This is a genomic window from Phytoactinopolyspora mesophila (assembly GCF_010122465.1).
In the GTDB taxonomy this organism is placed as follows: domain Bacteria; phylum Actinomycetota; class Actinomycetes; order Jiangellales; family Jiangellaceae; genus Phytoactinopolyspora; species Phytoactinopolyspora mesophila.
Map to the genome: position 1 here is coordinate 36785 of NZ_WLZY01000013.1, position 20064 is coordinate 56848.

The following is a 20064-nucleotide window of genomic DNA, read 5'->3' on the forward strand; positions in this document are numbered from 1 at the left end:
CGGGACTTCTGTAAGGGGGCGAGGACGGAAGGTGCCGGAACGCCATAGGAATTGCCTATGGCGCCTGTTGACATTTCGTCTTTGCATCTCAATCTTTTCCGTACGAACCTTGAAACAGCTCGCACGAGATGCCCACCGCGAATTCTTGCGAAAGATTCGCGCTCTGCGCACCTCGATACTTCTTCCGTCGAGCGGACGAATACGCAATCGAGAGGACATGTGGCATGCCCACAATCGAAAACGGACCGGAAACGCGAGAATTCGCGGGAAAGCGGGCCGTAGTCACGGGTGGATCTCGCGGAATAGGAGCGGCCATCGTAAGCCAACTCCTGGCCACGGGCGCCGAGGTGCTCACGACCGCCAGGGCGGCGGCGGGCACAGTGCCGGAGGGGGCCACCTTCGTGCAGGCCGATGTGGGGACACGGGCTGGAGCGCAGACTCTCGCCACGGCCACGCAGGACATTCTCGGCGGGGTGGACGTCCTGATCCACAACGCCGGTGGGGCGCGACCGCAAGAACGCGCCTCGGCCATCCCCGACGAGGAGTGGCAGGCCGCGCTGGACCTGAACTTCCTCGCCTCCGTGCGGTTGGACTCGCTGCTGGTACCGGGGATGCGGGAACGGAGTTCGGGGGCGATCGTGCACGTCTCCTCGGCCGCGGTCCTTACCCCGGCAGGACCGTTCCTGCACTACACCACCGCGAAAGCGGCGCTGGAAAACTACAGCCGGGGAATGGCCATGGAGCTGGCCCCGGTCGGAATCCGGGTCAACACCGTGACTCCCGGCAGAGTCGCCACTCCCGGCGGCGAAGCAACGCGGGAGCAGTGGGCGGAGGTATCCGCACGCATGGGGGCGCCGCTGGCGGAGACCAACGCCGACGACACCCCGCCGCTGGGGCGCGATGGTCAGCCCGACGACATCGCCCACGCGGTGCTGTTCCTCGTGTCCGACCGGGCCAGCTGGCTGACCGGGAGGAATCTCATCGTGGACGGCGGCGAATTCCCCGTGGACTAACGCCGGCGGGATTCCGGAACGCCGGTCTCGACAAAGTGCATTCATTGACGCACGCCGAGGCGCATCACCGAGTTTGAGAGAAAGAGCGAATGGATTTTCACATGGGTAAGTACAGCGACAAGAATGTCGTGATCACGGGCGGCGGCCGCGGCATGGGATTCGCGCTGGCGAAGTTGCTGGTGGACGGCGGAGCCCGCGTGGTGATCACCGGTCGTTCTCAGGCCCCGCTCGACGCCGCGCGAGAGCGGCTCGGCACGAACGCGGTGACCGTCCGAGGTGATGTGGCTGTACTGTCCGATCTGGACGCTCTGGCCGACCGGGTGAAAGGCGAGTTCGGCACGGTCGACGCCCTCTTCGTCAATGCCGGTATCGCACCCCTCACCCCCTTCGAGTCGACGACAGAGAAGACGTACGACGAGCTGTTCGCCATCAACGTCAAAGGCGCCTACTTCACTGTGCAGAAGCTCGCCCCGCTGCTGAGCACAGGCGCCGGCGTTGTCCTCACCACGTCAATCGCGAACGTCATCGGCATGCCGGACATCAGCATCTATGCGGCAGGCAAAGCAGCGCTGCGCTCGATGGCCCGCAGCCTCTCCCGCGAGTTGCTTCCGCGCGGAATCCGGGTCAACGCGGTCAGCCCCGGTCCCATCGACACGGGAATTCTGGAGAACACGATGACCGAAGGGGCCGCCGAGGAGTTCAAAGCTCAGGTGGTCGCGAACATTCCTATGCAGCGCTTCGGCACCCTCGACGAGTTCGCCAGTGCGGCCGCATTCCTCGCCTTCGATGCCACATACACCACCGGCGCAGAGTTCGCCGTCGACGGAGGCCGTACCCAGCTCTGAGCTCGTCCTAGCCGTTCTGCATGGACTCAGGCCCTCCTATGACCGACCAGGAGGTTTCATCCCACCGATGCGAGGGGAACGGACTGCGACCAAGCCTCCTGGCGCAGCAGTTCGAGCAGGGCCGTCTCCGCGGGGCCCGGGTCATGCCGGACCACGGCGACGACGGGCTGCGACACGGCCGGGAACACCGGGCGCGCGAGGTGCTCGTAACCGTGGGGCACTGCGGAGGCCGGGATCAGCGTCACCCCTAGCCCGTCGGCGGCCCAGCGCGCGGCCGTCGCCGTCTGGGAGACGCGGGCGGCCGTGGTTGGGGTCACCTCGCTGGTCCGTAGCACGTCGCGCAGCACGCCATCGAGCGCGCTGTCGCGGTCGAACCTTACCCAGGGCTCACCCTCCAGGTCGTGCAGCTCGACCCGGTCCGCGGCGAGCTTCCGGTGCCCGGTGCCCAGCACCACGACGAACTCCTCGTCGCCCAGGTGGTGGGCGTCGTCGGGGGTCTGCTTGCACTCTGCCATCAGTGCGAGGTCCAGCACGCCCCGGCGTGCCAGCCTTTCCAGATCAGCGGAGCTCGGTTCCTCGAAGACGGTGACCTCCAGCCGCGGGAAGCGGCGACGCAGCTCGCCAAGCGCGCTCGGAAGCTGCCGCGTGCCGAAGCCCATCTGCACCGAGGCCACCAGCTCGCCCACCAGCTCATCGGCTCCGGCCTGGGCCGTCGCGCGCGCCCGCCGTGACGCGTTCACCGCGACCTCCGCCTCCCGCAGGAACGCGCGGCCGACCACGGTGGGAACCAGTCCGGTCGGCGTGCGGGCGAACAGGCTCACGCCGAGTTCCCGCTCCAGGCCGCGGATCTGCTGGGATATCGACGGTTGAGCGACGTGCAGCAGTTCAGCCGCCGCGGTCACCGAGCCCTCCTCGGCAACGGCCAGGGCGTACTCGTACTGACGAAGGCTCATCGGCTTCTCCCTGCGGTGGACCGTGGTCTACCCGTTGTCATCGCTGTAGATTCGAGCGCTACAACACAGGAAGCGGCGCGCTTACTCCATATCCGTCACCGGCCGCGGGCGATCCTGGCGGGACACCTTCAGGCGTCAGGACGGCGACCTCGCCGGACAGCCGGGTTCAACAACACGGACTTGGCGCGAACAGGGATCAGGAAGCGGCGATGACCCACTGCTGTGCGTCGGGGCTCCACGTTCCGATCCGGATCTGTTCGTTGAGGACCGGATCGAGCATCGCCGCTACCACGCTATGGCCAGCCTCGATATTGTGATCCAAGCCGACGGCCTGTGCCAGCTGGCCGAACGGTGCCCGCCATTGCGCAGGCGGCGCCGGCACGGTCCGTGGTGGTTGGTGCGTGGCACGCGTGGCGAACACATCTTCGATGGCTCGCACCGACTGCCCAGCGTCGAGGGCGAACAGCTGCGCAATGAGAGCGAGATCGACGAGATCTTTGGCCCGACTACTGACCCGCCCACCTTCATAAACACGGGTGTACGCATGCAGCTTCTCTGCCACCTGCACGGCGATCGGAATCGTCGGCACCGCGACAGGTTCGATGCCCGCGAAGCCGAGCAAGTCAGGAGTCGTCAAGACCTCAACTCCGACAGCCTCACGCGCGTCGCCGACATCGAGCACGAACGTCTCGAACGTGCGGCCGGCCAGATTCGCCGCGGCTCGGAAGCGGTAAGCCCCACCGAACCGCTCGGGAGGCTCCTGTGTGCGTTCCACGGCGAAGGTGAAGAAGTCACCGAGATCATGGGTAGCCACGTCGATCAGAGTGTCGAGCAGCTCATCCGCGCCGGTCTGCCATGCCAGATCGATGTCCTTGGTCGACCGTGCACGGTCCTCTAGTCGCAAGTCGAGCGCGAACCCGCCCTTGAGCACCCACTCCCCCGGCGCTACGTCCACGAGACGCGCCAGGAACCGGTCGAACACAACGCGCTTGCGGTCCCTCGCGATACGTGCGCCGTCCCCGCCTGCCCGCGCTTTCAGGCGATCCTCGAGAGCGCGGCGGAACGCCGGCGCGGTGCCATACCTCACACCTGCACCTCCATCGTGTCGTCCACGAACTCACGCACACGCCTCGACCGGCGGACCGCCATCGTGTGCAGTCGTCGCCTGGTGGTCAGTCCTCGAGCGAGGGATTGCCGAATGGCCAGCTCGATCTGCTCGGGCTGGGCACCGTCCTCGAGACAATCGATGATGCTGCGCTCCGGACTGGTCACCGCCACCCCAGCCACCATGCGAACCTCCCGGGAGTCAAGAGGCTCAACCAGAGTGTGAATCCGCACCCCAGGCCGCGGCCTCTGGCCACGTTTAGCCCGCGGCACCGACACATGAACAACATCCGGGACCATATCGGACAGCTCATGCAGCTCCAGCGCGCTCGCGTGCGACACGACCGCTTCAGCGGACCGCAGGGGTAACCACGCCGCCATAATGTGCTCGACCGGACTCGACGGGAAATGCCGCAGCCGATACAGCCCTCTGCGGGCCCGCTCATACCGGCCACCCGGCCGAGCGTGATATCGCAGCGTACTCGGGTCCATCCCTGCCTCCGCCGCCTGGCCCGCCGTGAAGTACCCGGCCTGCGCCTCCGCTTGCTGATACAGCCTGTCGTGATCGATGTCCGACATAACAGGGATATTATCGCATCAACGTCGGACACAACAACTCATCGCGTTGTGATCGGGAGGAACGGCATGTCTGCGGCCGCCTACACGTCCTCCATGCGACGCCAGAAGGAGACATGCGAGATGCCCTTCAGCGGCACGGTCAATCCCCATCGTCGTCGACGAACGCCTTCGTCAGATCGACAACGGTCCGAAGTACACCGGCATGGACTTCGATATCGGCAAGCGGGACTACCTCGACTTCATCGACAAGCCGTTCCCAGGGTGAATCGTTCAGAGACTTCACTCGACGAGTTCGCGAGTTCCTGGATGAGAAGGCCGAACAACACCGAGAGCACACTATTCTCACCATTGGATGGCGACATCTTCGCGCACATCTGCCGTGGCATGAGCTTGCAGGCAGCAATCACCGACAACACGAACATCGGCGGGCGACGTCTGGCACACGATGCAGACGGCCTACTGCAACGCGCTGGTCGCGGCTGGTTGGCCAGGCGACCCGCGGCGGCGTCCCGATCGATGGCCGAATCAAACGCGCTACGCCTCGGCTGGACGATCGACACTTCCTCGCCATCGCGGATCAACTCCCAGACGACGCATTTACCGCCATGGCGACAAGACTCTCGTTCCTCGCCGAGCTGGCATGAGACTCCACCAGCCAAGATAGGGCTCTATTGGTCGACACAAACGCCCTCGCTCCAGCCGAGCCCAAGAACCTCGGCCGTTGCGGCGCAGGTACCCCGGTGAAGCGGGCAGGACATGCCTGCCTCGATGAAGCGCCCGTCAACACCATTTGGCACCACGAATGGCACCACACGACGAGCCGATCGCATCGCCGCAGCTGAAGAGGTGGGCCCCCCGGGACTCGAACCCGGAACCTACGGATTAAAAGTCCGCAGCTCTGCCATTGAGCTAGAGGCCCCGAAGAGACAGGCTACCTGAGCCCGCGCCTCCCGAAACAACCGAGGAGGCCCGGAGCCGCGGGACCGCCTGCGTGAACCACCCACCGGATGCTGGATTCCTGCTGCGGACGAGGGCGTTGACCGCGGCACACCGCTCAGTGGCCGCCTCCGGCCCCCAACGGCCGTCTCCGAAAGCTCAGCGTCCTTCTTCGGCGCATCCGCCAAAGAATCGGCATCACTTCTCATGCGACTTCCGCTCACGGGCATTTTGACACCGTTCGCACGCGAGTTTAGCCCGCTCGCAACACGGCCCACACATTTCCCTATGACAGTCGAATTCTCTGCAATATCTTCATCGCACCCCCGGACCCGCGGCAGAGAGGACACCCATGGCCCACCATGCGGACAAGGACGCCGCCGTTCAGTCGGACCATCCGGACTCGGAGATCACGATGCCACGGCTCCGGCGACGCCGTGTCTTGCAAGCGGCGGCGCTGGGCGCATCAGCGGCGGCACTGCCCGATGTGTTCCGCCAACCCCCGGCCACAGCCGCACCGTCCGCCCATGAGGATCAAGCCGTCCTGCGAGAAGGCACCAACATGATGGTCGCGGCCTCACCCGACGGACAATGGCTGGCCATCGACCTGGCGGTTTCCATCTGGGTGGTGCCAGTCCAGGGAGGCACGGCGCACCGGCTGACCGATGACGAACAAGATGCGACCCGGCCCGCGTGGTCGCCGGCTGGCGAGTTGATCGCTTTCCAGTCATACCGCGACGGCAACTTCCACCTCTGGACGGTCCGTCCTGACGGCAGCGAACTGACCCAGCACACCTCTGGCCGCTTCGACCACCGCGAACCCGCTTGGTTTCCCGATGGAACAACACTGGCCTTTTCGTCCGACCGGGCCGCAACCGGAACATACGGGATATTCCGCCTCGATCTGGCCTCTGGCGAAATCGAACCGATCACCGACGACATTGGCGAGAAGGGCGAACCGGCCGTGTCCCCCGACGGTGAGCGGGTGGCGTTCACCGTCGATGCGGCCCGGGTGGATGAGGTGATTCTCGCCACCGGACAACAGCGCACCATCATTCCGGAAACGGACACGAGCCAGCTTTTCGGTCCGGCCTACTCGCCTGACTCGTCGCGGTTGGCCTATGTCCGCCTCAGCGGTGCGCATAGCGACCTGATGGTGGACGAACGTCAGCTCACCCAGGGCGACGACGTCTTCTGCCTGCCGGTCAGCTGGACAGGCGAGAACGAGGTCACCTACACGGCGGACGGCCACATCCAGCGTCGCTCGCTCGGGGACGATACCAGCGAGGTCACCGACTTCGAGGCGACCGTTCCGGTCGTGACCCGCCGGCCGGAACCAGCGCCACTCGATCTCGAGTCGACCGGGCAGCGGCAGGTACTCGGCATCGCCAGCCCCGTAGCTTCTCCTGACGGCAAGAGCATCGCCTTCCGGGCCCTCAACGCGCTGTGGCTGGCCAATGTCCAGAATTCGAGCAGCCCGCGGAAACTGGTGAGCGACGGCTACTTCAATTCCGATCCGGATTTCTCCCCGGACGGGCAGCGCCTCATATATGCCAGTGATCGTGCCGGCGAGGCGGACTTGTGGTTGCACGATCTCGGAACCGGTGAAGACATCCGGCTCACCGCGCTGCCCGGAGCTCAGACCGCGCCACGTTTCTCACCCAACGGCAGACAGGTGGCGTTTCAAGACGAGAACGGAGTGGGCTACGTCCTCGACCTCGATACCGAGGATCTGCGTGCGGCCACTCCCGCCCTGTTCCAGCCAGGCCGGATCAGCTGGTCAGCCGACGGAAAGACGCTTGTGCTCGCCGCCGTGAAGCCGTCCACCGGGCGCTTCCGGGAAGGGACCAGCCAGCTCCTCTATGTCGACGTGGCGACCGGCGACCTAGAGTACGTCGAACCCCTGCCGTTCCGGTCGCTGGCGACTCGCGGCGACGACGGTCCGGTCTTCTCGCGCGACGGCCGCCACCTCGCATTCGTGGTGGAGAGCCGCCTCTACGTCGTGCCGGTCGACGGCAGGGGACGTTTCCTCGACGAGCCCGAACCGATCACCCGTGAGGTCACCGACTCACCCGTGTGGCTCGACGACCAGACCCTGCTCTACCTCAACAACGGCCGCCCACGCCGGGTCCGGCTGAACGGCCAGCGACTCGAAACGCACAAGATCAACCTCCGGTATCGCCGGGCACGGCTGCGCCAGCCCAAGCGAATCCACGCCGGCCGATTGTGGGACGGCACAACAGAAGAGCTGCGCAGCGACGTCGACATCATCATCGATGGTTCCGGAATCGCCGACATCCGCTCGCACGAGCCAGGGCGGCCGGCTGACGTGGACGCCTCGGACCTCACCGTCATACCGGGCCTGATAGACGCCCACAACCACTGGCATTTGCGTGGCCGCGCGTGGGGTGCCCGGCAAGGTCGGCTCTGGCTCGCCTACGGCATCACGACGACCCGCTCCCCAGGGGACCCCGTCTATCAGTTGGTGGAGACCCGCGAGGCGCTCGTAGCCGGCGAGCTGGTGGGCCCTCGGTTGTTCGGCACCGGGGAAGCGATCGACGGCTCCCGCATCTACTACAACTTCATGCGCCCCACGCTGTCGCACCGGCAGCTCAAACGCGAGATCGACCGGGCGGCGGGCCTTGGCTACGACATGGTCAAGACGTATGTGCGGCTTCCGGTCCACTACCAGCGCCGCGCCGTGGAGATGGCGCACGAACTCGGCATACCGCTCTCGTCGCACTATCTTTATCCCGCGCAAAACCTCGGGATGGACGGCATGGAGCACACCGGCGCCACCAATCGCCTGGGCTACTCGCACACAGTCAGCCGTTTGGGCCGGGCATATCAAGACGCGATCACGCTGTTCGCCCGGTCCGGCATGTCAATCACGCCGACGTTGTTCACCTCCACGCCGGTCCACGCCGACGACCCGTCACTCGTCGAGGATCGCCGCACCCGGGTGCTCTTCACCTCGTGGGAGTACCAATGGTTGCTCGAACGGGTGGAAGCCGCTGCCGGCCCGGAGGGCGAGGCGACTCGTGCCCGGCTCGCGGGCAACGTCGACATGCTCCTACGAATCCAGCGGGAAGGCGGGTTCGTCATCGCCGGGACTGACGCACCGCTGGACAACATGGCGATCTCTTTCCACGCGAACCTTCGGGCGATGGTCGACGGCGGCTTCACACCCTACGAAGCGCTTGTGACCGCCACGGCGAACCCGGCCCGCTGGATGGGGGCGGACGGGCGGCTGGGTGTTGTCGCGTCCGGAGCACAGGCCGACCTGACCTTCATCAATGGCGATCCGTTGAGCGACATCCGTGCGGTCGCCGACGTCGAGATGACCATGGTGGCCGGGCAATTGTTCACCGTTGACGACCTGCTCGCCCCCTACGACGACGACACGCTGGCCAATGCCAGAGCAAGCTCCGCGCCAGAAGTCGACGCCGACGCAGGCGTCATACCCGAATGGCAACTCGGAGACCACCAGCATGACCGGAACTTCTGGTGGCATGAACCCGAATGGTTGCACCGCCAGTGCTGTGAAGGCTGACCCACAGCACAGGTAGCGTTGGCAATATGCCTGTCCACTGGCTGGTCGCCTTCATCGACCGACCGGAAGCATCGTTCGCCGCGGCCACTGATTTCTGGCTCGAGGTCACTGGCTCCACCCTGTCCAGCTTCCGTGGCGAACACAAGGAGTTCGCGACCATCCTGCCGCCAGAAGGAGATGCCTACCTGCGAGTGCAACGTGTCACCGACGGGCCGGGCGGCAGCCATCTCGACCTGCTGGTCGATGACATGACCGCGATGGCTGCGCACGCTCAGCGCCTCGGAGCACGGCCGGTCCGGGAACTGGCCGACGTGATCGTGATGCACTCACCCGCGGGTTTCGCATTCTGCCTGGCGAGCCACAACGCAGAATCGTCCCGCCCGGGCCCCGTGTCATTAGGCGCAGGTCCGCACACCATCGTCGACCAACTGTGTATTGATGTGCCGCGCACCCGCTTCGAGAGCGAGTGCGCCTTCTGGACCGAGCTCACCGGCTGGCCGCTTCGCCCCGGCAGCCGTCCGGAGTTCTCCTACCTTGAGCGGCCACCGGCGATGCCCCTCCGACTACTACTCCAACGCACCGACATCGCCGCGCCGGGCGCCCGGGCACTCGCGCACCTCGATCTCGCGTGCGACGACGCCACGGCGGCAGCAGCCGTCCACGAGGAACTCGGTGCCGAGGTACTCGCTCGGCACGAGCATTGGATCACGATGAAAGATCCCGCTGGTGTCGCCTACTGCCTCACCCGGCGCAATCCGGACACCGGACGACTCACCAGTCCCTGAGCACCATGTGCGCCCCGAGAGACGCGGGTCCCGGATGATCAGGTCACTGGACCGATGCTGAACCCGGCAGGCAGCCGGCTCGGAAGGTCCGGGAACGAGAGAAACTGACCTCCATTCAATTCGATGCAATCTTGCACTAGTATGTAGTACATGTACTACATACCTTCGCACGATGACAACGACACTCGAGGGGCTCGACAGTGGTAGGCGACATCCGAGCCGACCTCGACGCGGGACCGCAGTCTGCTACCCACTCCGCCGTCGTCGAGGTTCGTGACCTGCACATGCGCTACGGCACAAAGGACGTGCTCAGCGGCGTCGAATTCAGCGTGTCTCGCGGCGAGGTCGTGGCCCTACTCGGACCCAACGGGGCCGGCAAAACCACGACCATCGAAATCCTCGAAGGTTTCCGGGCCAGATCCGGGGGCCACGTCAGCGTGCTGGGCACCGACCCGGCGCATGGCAGCGAACATTGGCGAGCGCGCTTGGGTATCGTGCTGCAGTCCTGGCGTGACCACGGCCGGTGGAAGGTCAAGGATCTGCTCCACCACCTGGGTCGCTACTACGGTCCATACTCGACGTCCGGCCGGCAGCGTCCCATCCCCACCGAGCAGTTGATCGACATGGTGGGCCTTGGTGAGCAACAAGAGCAGAAGATCAGCAAACTGTCCGGAGGCCAACGGCGCCGCCTCGACGTCGCGATCGGCATCGTCGGCCGGCCCGAGTTGCTGTTCCTGGACGAGCCGACCGCCGGGCTGGACCCGCATGCCCGCCGTGAGTTCCACGACCTGGTGCATCAGCTGTCCGACATGGAGGAGACCACCATCTTGCTCACGACTCATGACCTCAGCGAAGCCGAGAAGCTGGCCGACCGGATCCTCATCCTCGCCGGACACCGGATCATCGCTGACGGCAGCGCAGAGCAGCTTGCCCGGCAGGTCTCTAACCAGGCCGAGGTGCGCTGGAGCCAGGCCGGACAGTTCTATGTTCACTCGACCGACGACGCCACGACGTTCGTCCGCCAACTGTTCCACCAGCACGGCGATCAGATTGGCGACCTCGAGGTCCGGCGAGCCAGCCTGGAGGACACCTATTTGAGCATGGTGCACCGGATCGAGACCGGTCACGACGACGCCGCAGTCACCACGCTGGAGGGGGCGCCGCGATGAACTCCACCGCATACGCAGCCCGGCTCGGGCTCAGCCGGGGTTGGATGGAATTCAGGATCAGCCTGCGAAGCATGGACGAGGTCGGCTTCAAACTGACGTTCGCGGCCTCGTTCGCGCTGGTCCTGTACTTCCAGCGGGACTCGACTGTCGCTGGCACGACGCAGTCCCTGGCCAGCGTGGTGTTGCCGAGCATAATCGGCATGATGGTCATGGCTGGAAGCATGCTCGGCGCCGCAGCGGTTCTCTCGGTCGAACGCGAGGACGGCACTCTTCTGCGGGCCAAGGCCATCCCCAACGGCATGGTCGGGTACTTCGCCGCGAAGACTACCGCTACCAGCCTGGACACGGTCATCAGTGTCGTGGTGATCCTGGGCGCGGGCCTGATCTTCGTGCCGGAGTTGCTCTCCACACGTCTCACCGGGTGGCTGGCGCTGCTCGGCATTGTGGTCCTGGGCCTGCTCGCCACCCTGCCATGGGGAGCGATGGTCGGTGCGTCGGTCAAGAATCCGCAAAGCGCCTTTGGGCTGGTCATGCTCCCCGTCGGGGGTCTCGCCGCGATCTCCGGCATCTTCTATCCGATTACGGCGCTGGCCGGCTGGGTGCAGAGCGTCGCGCAGGTCTTCCCCGTCTACTGGCTCGGGCACGGCATGCGATGGGCGCTCCTGCCGGATTCAGCGGCCGCGGCTGAGATCGGCGGCTCGTGGCGGCCGCTGGAAGCCATGGCCGTGCTGCTGGCGTGGGCCGTCGTCGGGTTGCTCGTCGTTCCCCCTGTCCTTCGCCGTATGGCGCGCAGGGAGTCCGGTTCAGCGGTTGCCGAGCGCCGCCACCAAGCGATGCAGCGCTACGGCTGAGATGATGGGCATCCGATGAGTGAGACCGTCTACAACAGGATCGCGATGCTCCGCGCTGAGCGGCGTATCTCGCGCCGTGAGCTGGCTGATGCGCTCGGGGTTCATTATCAGACCGTGGGTTACCTCGAGCGGGGCGAGTACAGCCCGAGCCTGTATCTCGCCCTGAAAATCGCCGAGTACTTCGAGGTCCCGGTCGAGGTGATCTTCTCCACCACCGAGTTCCCCCGGCTCGGGACCACCGAACACGCAGCCGCGGCCGGACCCTCAAGCCCCGCTGAACCCCTGAACTCCACCGAACGCTCCGCCTAGCCCGGCCACCAACCAGCCCGCCAACCAGCCCCAGCCAGCCCGCACTTCGCCATTCCTCACCCCTCTTCTCAGTGATCGTTGGCGGTTGACTTATGTGGGGGTGGACGTACGGCCTCAACGATGTCGTCTACGTGACGTCCACCTGTGAACCGCGCGTCGTCGCTTCAATGCCGGCCCGGCGCTTCACCGACGACAACGCCGGACTGGCGGTCGCCATCGGGGCCGGTCTACCACCCCGGCCCCGACGGCGACGTGCGGCTCCGCCCGGGCTCTGCGCCTGCTCAGGCGCAGAGCACCTCGCGTGATCGAGCTCGGCCCTTCGATGTCACATCGATCTCAGACAGGTGGTGACCTGCGGAAAGTCACAGAGGTCAGCCGGACCCCCAGATAACATTCCTGCTGCAGACCCACGACAGCAAGCCGCCCATGATCACCAGGCAGCAGCAGTCAACCGCCAACGATCACCGAAGGGGGAGGGCGGTGTTGCCCTCCCCCTTAGCCGGCGGAGATCAGCGGCGGGTGTGAGCGGCGTGGGTTAGCGGCGCGCCAGGCGCAGCGTGTACTCCCTCACCTCTGAACCGTCCTCGCTCTCGACGGTGATCTCGAAGTCCCGCGCCCCACGTTCATCAGCGTCGACCTCCTCGACATTGACCGTCGCGTAGGGGTCGCGGGTCGTGGCCGACACGGTACTGCGGTGCGGCGGCCGGGCAACCACCCGGTAATCGGTGGTCTCCGGGTCGAACCCATCGATCACCGCACCGTCGACCTCGATCGAACCAGCCGCCGCGTCCGCCGACACACCGGGTGCGGCCGCGAAGACCTCGATCTCGCTGAGCGTCATGTACCCGCTCGGCCGGGCCGTCATCACCACGCGGACGGCGTCTGTGCTCGCATCCACGTCGACGTCGACGACCGGAGCGTCGGCCGACGGGTCCCAGTCGATCTCGACCTCTCCGCTAGCGTCAGCCCATTCACCGGAGTCGTCACGGACCTCCACGCGCAAGCTCTCGGCGACGCTCGGGTTGTTGCCATCACGGTAGAAGTGCGTCACGACGCGCGTGACGTCGCGCGTCGTGGGCAACTCGAAAGTGATCGTGTCAGTGGGGTTCTTCGTGTCGCCCGACTTCCAGTTCGACCACGCCTTTTCCGTGGTGTTGCCGCTGCGCAACCGATCGGCGGAGTAGCCACTCTCGGTGAACGTCGCGCTGGCCACCACACCGTCGTCGAGTGCGGCATTCGCCTGCACCGGCTCGGTGACCTGTACCCGGACGGTCGCGTCCACGATGCTGCCGTCGACTACCTCCGCCGTCCCGTCCAGAATCACCACGCCGACGTCGTCGAACGCACCCTCGGGCGCCGACGACCAGGTCACCGGCAGGTCGATCTCAGCGCCATTGTCACCCACGCCGACGACGGTGTCCGGCAACTGGTCCGGAGCCGCACCGGTGTAGGTCTTGGCCCGGCCCGGTGCCGTCGACGAGATGACGTCCACCGTCACCACGGCCTCGGCGGCATACGCCTGTCCCAGCGCGTCGGTGGCTTCTCCACTCACCTGCACGGTTCCCGGCCGGTTCCAGCGGTTGGGCCGGACATCGTCCCAGGTCACCGGCAGGTCACCGCGAACTCCATCCCGGTAGACGCCGGCAACGGTCTCCGGCAGGTCCGGTGCGACCCCGGGCACGGTGAAGCTTTCGACGGTCTCGGTACCGAGCAGGGTTTCGTCCATGACCGCCCAGCGCTGGTTGGCACCCGAGGTAGGCGTCCACGTCGTCACCGGCGAGCCGTCCGCGGTGGCGTTTCCGGACACGTCGATCACCCGTCCGGTGGCCACGTTGACGAAGGTGTAGGTGCCGTCGCCTGTCGTCGACATCTGCCACTGCGCGCCCGCGTCGGGAGCGTCGTCGTCGTTCTCGAGGACAAGCGATCCGTCACGAAGAGCCAGTCGCTGGCCGGTCTCTACGTTGCTCACCGCATAGCGCTCCCGGTTGCTGAAGCCGTCCGTCACCTTCTCCACCGACCACAGCTGCTCCGCGCTGCCGGCGTCGTCGGTGCGGATCACCACGCCGGTTCCGCTCGCGTCCGGTGCGAGAGAGCGCCCGCTCTGCACGCCCTGAAGCCGATACACGTGCTCCGGCTGAATCAGCGCCGCGTCGTCGGCCACGCCCGACACTCCGTCCACGACGAAGGTGGTGACCGATTTGGCCGGAACGACGAGCGTCGCCGAGTTGTCGGAGACCGCCACCGGCTCTGCCTCGACCAGCCCGCCGTCGGCGCTGGACACGATCGGGGTGACGGTGGCCTGGTCGCTGACGCTGCCGAACAGGGACAGGTCCAGGGTCACCGCACGAGAAGACGTGTCGTTGTTCACGTGTACGACGCTCGCCGCGTCACCCGACTGCCTGATCGCCGCCACGCTGGATGTGTCGTTGACCTTGACCATCCGGTCGCCGGGGCGGATGTGGTGGGTGAAGTTGCGGATGGTGTCGTACTTCGTGTTGGTCTGGATCGGGCAGGTCTCGAGCGTGTCCTCGGCCGTACAGGTGAAGGGGATGTGGATGCTGCCCCAGTTCCCGTTGCCGGCCACCTGCGGCCCGGTGTCCTCGATCGGCTGCCACAGCACCCATGCCGACGGCTCGAGCTCGCGCAGATCGTTGACGATGCGGGAGGCGATGCCGAGGCCGGTCTCCATGGTGGTGTAGTCGGTCGGTGAATGGAACGAACCCTCGACCTCGCTCTGCCAGAGCACCTTGTCTTCGCCCTTGGCGATGTCGCGCACCGCGGTGCGCTGCCCGGTGCCGTAGGTGTGGACGTTGAGCTGGTCGACGGCGGCTCGCCCGGCAGCGGAGTAGCCGTTCCAGTTCTCGATGAAGATGCCGGGGTTGGTCTCGTCCATCGCGGAGATCACCGCGTCGGTGGCCGCGCCGTCCAATTCTTCCCGCAGTGCCAGGATCACCTTCTCCTGCAATGCCGGCCCGGCATGCACGCCTTCCTGACGTCCGCCGACGGGCTGCCCGTCCGGTCCGAGGGTGGTGGTCCAATACGGCGTGTTCGGCTCGTTGAGCGGGTCGATGGTGTCGAACTCGATGCCGTGGACGTCCTCGATGTGCTCCATGACACGCACCATGTACGTGGCGAAATCGTCCAGAGTGTCCTCACGGATCGAGTCGGTGCGGGCGACGAACGGCCCGGAGACGTATCCGTTGTTCGTCTGGAACCACGGCGGGGAGTTGCTGAACGCCTCCCAGTGGTCCACCCGGTCCTTGATGGCGTCGATCCACCAGCGCTGGTTCGCATCAGCGTCCCAGTTCCAGTGGTCCGGGTTGTCCGGGTCCCACCAGTCCATGTCCTCCTGCGTGATGCCCTCGGGGGCGTTCCAGAAGCCTTCCATGGTGGCGCCGAGCTTCATGTAGTCATCACGTACGTCCGGGGCGTTGCCGCCGCCGATGTTGTAGCGGGCGATGTTGAGGCGCAGACCGTCGTCGCCGAACACCATGTCGACGAGCTTGTCGCGGATCTCGTCCGGATAGCCGCCGGTGATGTTGGCCGACCAGACCAGGCTGGCACCCCATCCTTCGAATTCTTGCTGCTGGTACGACGGGTCGATCTGGACGGTGACCGCGCTGCCAGGCTCGTCGGCGCCGGCCGGGACGATCCCCGATCCGACGGGACCGACGACGAGCCCGGCGCACAGCGCCATCGAACTACTTCCTGTGAGCGCTAACGTTCGGACTGTGCGATGTCTTCTGGGCATGGCACTCCTCATACAACGTTTGCGGATCAGCGCCGACCAACGTGTCGGCACGGATGACATGGCGCCGTCGACGCCGCCCCGTGTTTTCCCTCCTTCCGTCTCGAGACTCCTTAATCCCCCGGGACCGACGCGGGGTCTCCTTCCGACTCGGCGGAGAGTATCGGTGACAGTGCGAACCGGGTGTTCGCCCACACCACATACAGCAATGGCGACGATGTGACGAAGATCCCGATGGCCGGCTTGGCGAGCACGATCGCCACCGCCAGCCCGAGCACCACGACGTTCATCACCACCAGGTACCAGCGCCGCGCCAGCAAATAGACACACGGGCGCAGCAGCTCACGAAGTCCGCTACGCCGACGTTCGACAGTCAGGACGACGACGCCGACGACGACCGCCACTACCAGCACGGACGTCGTCACGAAGAACGGCACCAGGGCGCCGCCCCACGCGGTGCGCGCGACGATGATGCCGTCCAGCACCAGCACACCGACGACGACGGCGCCGGCCGCCCATACGATCAGCGCCCGGCGGGCCGCGGCGCGGTATGCGGACCAGAACGGGCGCAGCACCACGGTGCCGCCGGCTTGGAGCGCGGCGAAACAGCCGAAGGCCCCCGCGAGGGCGGGCGCACACAAGCAGGACAGCACGAGGAAGAACGGCCACGACGCCAGCGGATTGCGCACGATCGCCAGGGCGGCGATCAGCGGTGAGCACGCCACCGCCAGCAGCAGGTTCGTCATCAGCCCCACGTACACGGTGCCGAAGATGTTCTCGTAGGTTGACTGGCGGGCCGGCCGGAGCAGCGTGCCTACCACGCCACCCTGGGCGGCGCCGGTAGAAACCGCGGTCGATGTGGTCATCACACTCACCCCTTCAGCCCCGTCGTCGCGATACCGCGGATGAAGTACCGCTGGCCGAGCAGGAAGATGAGCACGATCGGCAGAACCGAGATGACGGCGCCGGTCATGATCATCGCGTACTCCGCGTCGTACTGCCCGATGAACGAACGCAAGCCCAGCTGTACGGTCCATAGTTCGTTGCTCGTCAGGTAGATGAACGGCCCCATGTAGTCGTTCCAGGTGTTGACGAAGGTCAACAGGGCCAAGCTGGCCAACGCCGGCTTCGACAGCGGCAACATGATCCGCCGGTAGATGCCGTACTCGCTCAGCCCGTCGATGCGAGCCGCCTCGACGAGTTCGTCCGGGATAGACATGTAGTACTGACGCATCAAGAACACGCCGAACGCGCCGAAGGCCTGCAGGAGAATGATCGACCAGAACGTGTTGGTCAGCCCCGCCTCCTGCATCATGATGTACTGCGGCACCATGTAGGCCTGCCAGGGCACCGCGATGGTGCCGATGTAGGCCAGGAACAGTGCGTCCCGACCCGGAAAATGCACCTTCGAGAAACCGTAGGCAGCGAAGCTTCCGGTGAGCACCTGGAGGAACGTGATGGTGATCGCCAGGAACGCGGAGTTGCGCAGGTACAACATCATCGGGATCCGGTCCCAGATGTCGACGAAGTTCGACCACCGGAACTCGGTGGGGATCCATTGAATCGGAACGGTGAAGACCTCGTTGTTGCGTTTCAGCGACGACGAGATCATCCATATGAACGGCACCAGCACCAGCAACGCCGCGGCGGTCAAGAGCACGTAAGTCGCGGCCTTGCGGATCAGACCCTTCGGGCGGCGGGCCGGCAAGGGCGCTGCCGGTGCACGTGGGGGTGCACCGGTCGACGCCGCATCAGGCAGAACGGTCATCGGTTCTTCCCCCGTTCGTTGATCCGGAACTGAACCACCGTCACGGTCAGCACGATGAAGAACAACACCAGCGCGATCGCCGACGAGTATCCGAACCGACCTTCCCTGATGCCCTCCCGGTAGATGAGCTGAGCCAAGACCAAGGTGCTTCGGCCCGGTCCGCCGTCGGTCATCACGACGATCAAGTCGAGGATCTTGAAACTCTGGATAGTGAGCATCACGACGACGAAGAACGTCACTGGCCGCAGTCCTGGCAGGGTGACGTGCCAGAAGCGCTGCCAGGCATTCGCCCCGTCCACCCGGGCGGCCTCGTAGTACTCCTCCGGGATGGTCTGCAGGCCGGCCAGATAGAGCACCATGTAGTACCCCATGTCCCGCCACACGCTGGTGATGATCACCGCAGGCATGGCCCAGTCGGTACTGGCCGTCCATCCTGGAGGATTGGTGACGCCGAGAAACTCCAGGAACTGGTTGACCGGACCGAGGGTGGGGTTGAACAGCATGTTCCACACCACGGCGACGGCGACCAGCGACGTGATGTATGGGAAGAACGCGGCGGTCCGGAAGAACTTCACGCCGCGGATCTTCCGGTTCAGCACAATCGCCAGGGCCAAGGCGGCGACCAGCGTCAACGGAATATGGCCGCCGGCATAGAACAGGGTGTTGAACAGGGCCACCCGGAAGTTCTCGTCACCGATCATCCGCTGGAAGTTGGCCAGCCCCACCCATTGCGGTGAGCTGAACGAGTTCCACTCCATGAAGGCCAGCGCGAAGGCCGCTGTGACCGGAACGAGGGTGAAAACCGCGAACCCGACAAAATTAGGCAGGATGAAACTCCAGCCCACGAGCGTGTTGCGCCGTATTTGCCGACGTCGCTCCGGGCTGCGCGGCGGGCGGCGTCGCGCTGGCCGGCCCGCCGCACCTGAGGACGCCGGCGCCGGGTCCGGCCGAGCCGAATCCGGCGGCGTCTTCACTTCAGACATTGATGTCCTCTCCGGTGTCCGCGGTGAACGTCAGCGACTCGCTGTGCGTGCTGCGACGGGCCGCTGACGCTCACGGGGCAACTGCCTCCGGGCGTGAGCTCGTCAGCGGACTTCGTTCTCCACACGCTCACCCATCGTCTTGAGGCCGTCCTCGACCGACTTGTCGCCGACCATGATGAGCTGATGCTCCTCGTTGAGGATGGTGTCGATATCCGAGGCGGTCTCGCTGACCGGCATCTCGAGCACAACGGAGTCCGGCTCGAACGCCGTCTTGGACAGCTCGTCCTCCGGCATGCCGTCGAGCGCGAAGTAGGCATCGGTGATCTCGGAGCTCTGCAGTGCGGGCACCACCCCGATGGCGGCGATGGCTTTGGCGCCTTCCGCACTGGCCGCGAACTCCACGAACGTCTTGGCCGCATCGGCGTTCTTCGCGTTCTCGTTGACCGCGAACGCGGTGGGCGAACCGAACGAGACGACGTCGTCGGACCCGGGGACCTGCGGCATCGGAGCCAGGCCCCAGTCGACGTCCGTGTCGCCGCTCTCCGCGGCCGCCAAGAGCGCGGCGATGTACCAGGTCCCCATCGGCAGCATCGCGGTCGCCTCGGTCTCGAACATCGACTGATAGCCGGTCTGCTGCGATGTCGCGGTGCCGAAGTCGAGCGTGGCACCGGATTCCTGCAGCCCCACGGCCATGTCGTACTGATCGGCGAAGAAGGAATAGTCACCGCTCAGCTGGTCGCCGCCCGTTTGGGCGGCGGAGATCGCCTGGATCACCGACCTCCAGGTGTGGTGGTAGGTGCCGTAGACCTTGTCACCGCCCTCACCCTGGGTGAGCTCCGCGGCTAGATCCGCGTACTCGTCCCACGTCAGGTGGTCGGGATAGTCGAGCCCGGCCTCGTCGAAGAGCCCCTTGTTGTAATAGAGCAACCAGAAGTCCTGGCGATACGGCAGCGCGTAGTACTGCCCGTCGATGTCGTAGGCATCCAAGCCGGCGAGGTTCGAGGTGTCGATCGAATCAGCCATGTCGGTGATGTCCATCAGCTGCCCGCGATTGGCGTAACGGGAATAGCCGATGACGTTCTTCATGGTCAATACGTCGGTATCGTCGCCACCGGCCAGCATGGCGGTGATCTTGTCGTCATAGTCGTCCGCCAGGATGTCCACCGGCTTGATCGTGATGTTCGGGTGCGCCTCTTCGAAGGCGTCGAACAGTGCGCGGAACTCCGGCGTGCCCTCGATGTTCCACACCGAGACCGACAACGTGACGTCACCGCCGTCGCTCGACGCGCTGTCGCCGTTGTCGCCGCCGCATGCCGCCAACACGAGCGCCAGCGCCGCTGCGGAGACAAGGCCTTGACCTAACCGTCCTTGCATCTGTTTCTCCTCTCGTCAGGCCTCGCGTCGAGTCCTGTCGGCTGTTCCCCGTGTCTGAGAGTCTGTTCCTAACCCCGGCCGGGTTTAGGGACAG

The 20064-nt window shown here is 65.6% G+C and carries 16 protein-coding genes and 1 tRNA gene; 7 read left to right on the top strand and 10 right to left on the bottom strand.

Going from position 1 to position 20064, the window contains the following annotated elements:
* Window positions 1-224: 224 nt before the first annotated feature.
* Both F7O44_RS26330 and F7O44_RS26335 read left to right on the top strand, forming a co-directional pair.
* Window positions 225-1013 carry an SDR family oxidoreductase gene (locus F7O44_RS26330; protein ID WP_162453313.1) on the top strand — a complete coding sequence of 263 codons (789 nt, stop codon included), beginning with the start codon at window positions 225-227 and terminating at the stop codon, window positions 1011-1013.
* A gap of 101 nt (window positions 1014-1114) precedes the next feature.
* Complete coding sequence (locus tag F7O44_RS26335; protein WP_162453314.1) at window positions 1115-1858, top strand: SDR family oxidoreductase; 744 nt, start codon at window positions 1115-1117, stop codon at window positions 1856-1858.
* A gap of 56 nt (window positions 1859-1914) precedes the next feature.
* On the opposite strand, the gene F7O44_RS26340 is transcribed toward F7O44_RS26335, so the two are convergent.
* From F7O44_RS26340 to F7O44_RS26360, 5 genes are all read right to left on the bottom strand, one after another.
* Entirely contained in the window at window positions 1915-2811 is an 897-nt protein-coding gene (locus F7O44_RS26340; protein ID WP_162453315.1) for a LysR family transcriptional regulator, read from the bottom strand.
* A gap of 196 nt (window positions 2812-3007) precedes the next feature.
* Window positions 3008-3898: a nucleotidyl transferase AbiEii/AbiGii toxin family protein gene (locus tag F7O44_RS26345; RefSeq protein WP_162453316.1), complete on the bottom strand. Its 891-nt coding sequence runs from the start codon at window positions 3896-3898 to the stop codon at window positions 3008-3010.
* Window positions 3895-4494: a type IV toxin-antitoxin system AbiEi family antitoxin domain-containing protein gene (locus F7O44_RS26350; RefSeq protein ID WP_162453317.1), complete on the bottom strand. Its 600-nt coding sequence runs from the start codon at window positions 4492-4494 to the stop codon at window positions 3895-3897. The genes F7O44_RS26345 and F7O44_RS26350 overlap by 4 nt, the downstream gene beginning before the upstream one ends.
* A gap of 139 nt (window positions 4495-4633) precedes the next feature.
* Window positions 4634-4777 (bottom strand): hypothetical protein, encoded by a 144-nt coding sequence (locus F7O44_RS26355; RefSeq protein ID WP_162453318.1) that lies wholly within the window; start codon window positions 4775-4777, stop codon window positions 4634-4636.
* Between the two features lie 564 nt (window positions 4778-5341).
* A tRNA-Lys gene (locus F7O44_RS26360) sits at window positions 5342-5413 on the bottom strand.
* A gap of 369 nt (window positions 5414-5782) precedes the next feature.
* Here F7O44_RS26360 and F7O44_RS26365 point away from each other — a divergent pair.
* The 5 genes from F7O44_RS26365 to F7O44_RS26385 all read left to right on the top strand — a co-directional run bounded on the left by F7O44_RS26365 (window position 5783) and on the right by F7O44_RS26385 (window position 12097).
* A complete protein-coding gene (locus F7O44_RS26365; protein WP_222851718.1) occupies window positions 5783-8983 on the top strand; it encodes an amidohydrolase family protein in 3201 nt (1066 codons plus the stop codon).
* Between the two features lie 26 nt (window positions 8984-9009).
* Window positions 9010-9768 carry a VOC family protein gene (locus F7O44_RS26370; protein WP_162453319.1) on the top strand — a complete coding sequence of 253 codons (759 nt, stop codon included), beginning with the start codon at window positions 9010-9012 and terminating at the stop codon, window positions 9766-9768.
* Between the two features lie 284 nt (window positions 9769-10052).
* The gene (locus F7O44_RS26375; protein WP_162453405.1) at window positions 10053-10937 is read left to right on the top strand and encodes an ABC transporter ATP-binding protein; all 885 of its coding nucleotides are present in this window, start codon (window positions 10053-10055) and stop codon (window positions 10935-10937) included.
* Window positions 10934-11788: an ABC transporter permease gene (locus F7O44_RS26380; protein WP_162453320.1), complete on the top strand. Its 855-nt coding sequence runs from the start codon at window positions 10934-10936 to the stop codon at window positions 11786-11788. Before F7O44_RS26375 ends, F7O44_RS26380 begins: the two co-directional genes overlap by 4 nt.
* Window positions 11789-11803: 15 nt before the next feature.
* Window positions 11804-12097, top strand: a complete 294-nt coding sequence (locus F7O44_RS26385; RefSeq protein WP_162453321.1) for a helix-turn-helix transcriptional regulator — start codon at window positions 11804-11806, stop codon at window positions 12095-12097.
* Window positions 12098-12632: 535 nt separating this feature from the next.
* Here F7O44_RS26385 and F7O44_RS26390 read toward each other — a convergent pair.
* The 5 genes from F7O44_RS26390 to F7O44_RS26410 all read right to left on the bottom strand — a co-directional run bounded on the left by F7O44_RS26390 (window position 12633) and on the right by F7O44_RS26410 (window position 19970).
* A complete protein-coding gene (locus tag F7O44_RS26390) occupies window positions 12633-15794 on the bottom strand; it encodes an RICIN domain-containing protein (protein ID WP_222851720.1) in 3162 nt (1053 codons plus the stop codon).
* A gap of 164 nt (window positions 15795-15958) precedes the next feature.
* Window positions 15959-16711, bottom strand: coding sequence for a hypothetical protein (locus F7O44_RS26395; RefSeq protein WP_162453323.1), 753 nt, complete (start codon window positions 16709-16711; stop codon window positions 15959-15961).
* A 5-nt stretch (window positions 16712-16716) separates the two neighbouring features.
* On the bottom strand, window positions 16717-17613 hold the full coding sequence (locus F7O44_RS26400) for a carbohydrate ABC transporter permease (RefSeq protein ID WP_162453324.1): 897 nt from the start codon (window positions 17611-17613) through the stop codon (window positions 16717-16719).
* Window positions 17610-18596 carry a carbohydrate ABC transporter permease gene (locus F7O44_RS26405; RefSeq protein WP_162453325.1) on the bottom strand — a complete coding sequence of 329 codons (987 nt, stop codon included), beginning with the start codon at window positions 18594-18596 and terminating at the stop codon, window positions 17610-17612. The genes F7O44_RS26400 and F7O44_RS26405 overlap by 4 nt, the downstream gene beginning before the upstream one ends.
* Window positions 18597-18698: 102 nt before the next feature.
* A complete protein-coding gene (locus F7O44_RS26410; protein WP_162453326.1) occupies window positions 18699-19970 on the bottom strand; it encodes an ABC transporter substrate-binding protein in 1272 nt (423 codons plus the stop codon).
* Between the last annotated feature and the right edge of the window lie 94 nt (window positions 19971-20064).

Coding starts and splice junctions, on each gene's coding strand:
- F7O44_RS26340 (WP_162453315.1), bottom strand. CDS start 2,811: ATGAGCCTTCGTCAGTACGAGTACGCCCTGGCCGTTGCCGAGGAGGGC.
- F7O44_RS26350 (WP_162453317.1), bottom strand. CDS start 4,494: ATGTCGGACATCGATCACGACAGGCTGTATCAGCAAGCGGAGGCGCAG.
- F7O44_RS26385 (WP_162453321.1), top strand. CDS start 11,804: ATGAGTGAGACCGTCTACAACAGGATCGCGATGCTCCGCGCTGAGCGG.
- F7O44_RS26405 (WP_162453325.1), bottom strand. CDS start 18,596: ATGTCTGAAGTGAAGACGCCGCCGGATTCGGCTCGGCCGGACCCGGCG.
- F7O44_RS26400 (WP_162453324.1), bottom strand. CDS start 17,613: ATGACCGTTCTGCCTGATGCGGCGTCGACCGGTGCACCCCCACGTGCA.
- F7O44_RS26330 (WP_162453313.1), top strand. CDS start 225: ATGCCCACAATCGAAAACGGACCGGAAACGCGAGAATTCGCGGGAAAG.
- F7O44_RS26335 (WP_162453314.1), top strand. CDS start 1,115: ATGGGTAAGTACAGCGACAAGAATGTCGTGATCACGGGCGGCGGCCGC.
- F7O44_RS26390 (WP_222851720.1), bottom strand. CDS start 15,794: ATGGCGCTGTGCGCCGGGCTCGTCGTCGGTCCCGTCGGATCGGGGATC.
- F7O44_RS26365 (WP_222851718.1), top strand. CDS start 5,783: ATGGCCCACCATGCGGACAAGGACGCCGCCGTTCAGTCGGACCATCCG.
- F7O44_RS26410 (WP_162453326.1), bottom strand. CDS start 19,970: ATGCAAGGACGGTTAGGTCAAGGCCTTGTCTCCGCAGCGGCGCTGGCG.
- F7O44_RS26375 (WP_162453405.1), top strand. CDS start 10,053: ATGCGCTACGGCACAAAGGACGTGCTCAGCGGCGTCGAATTCAGCGTG.
- F7O44_RS26380 (WP_162453320.1), top strand. CDS start 10,934: ATGAACTCCACCGCATACGCAGCCCGGCTCGGGCTCAGCCGGGGTTGG.
- F7O44_RS26395 (WP_162453323.1), bottom strand. CDS start 16,711: ATGACCACATCGACCGCGGTTTCTACCGGCGCCGCCCAGGGTGGCGTG.
- F7O44_RS26370 (WP_162453319.1), top strand. CDS start 9,010: ATGCCTGTCCACTGGCTGGTCGCCTTCATCGACCGACCGGAAGCATCG.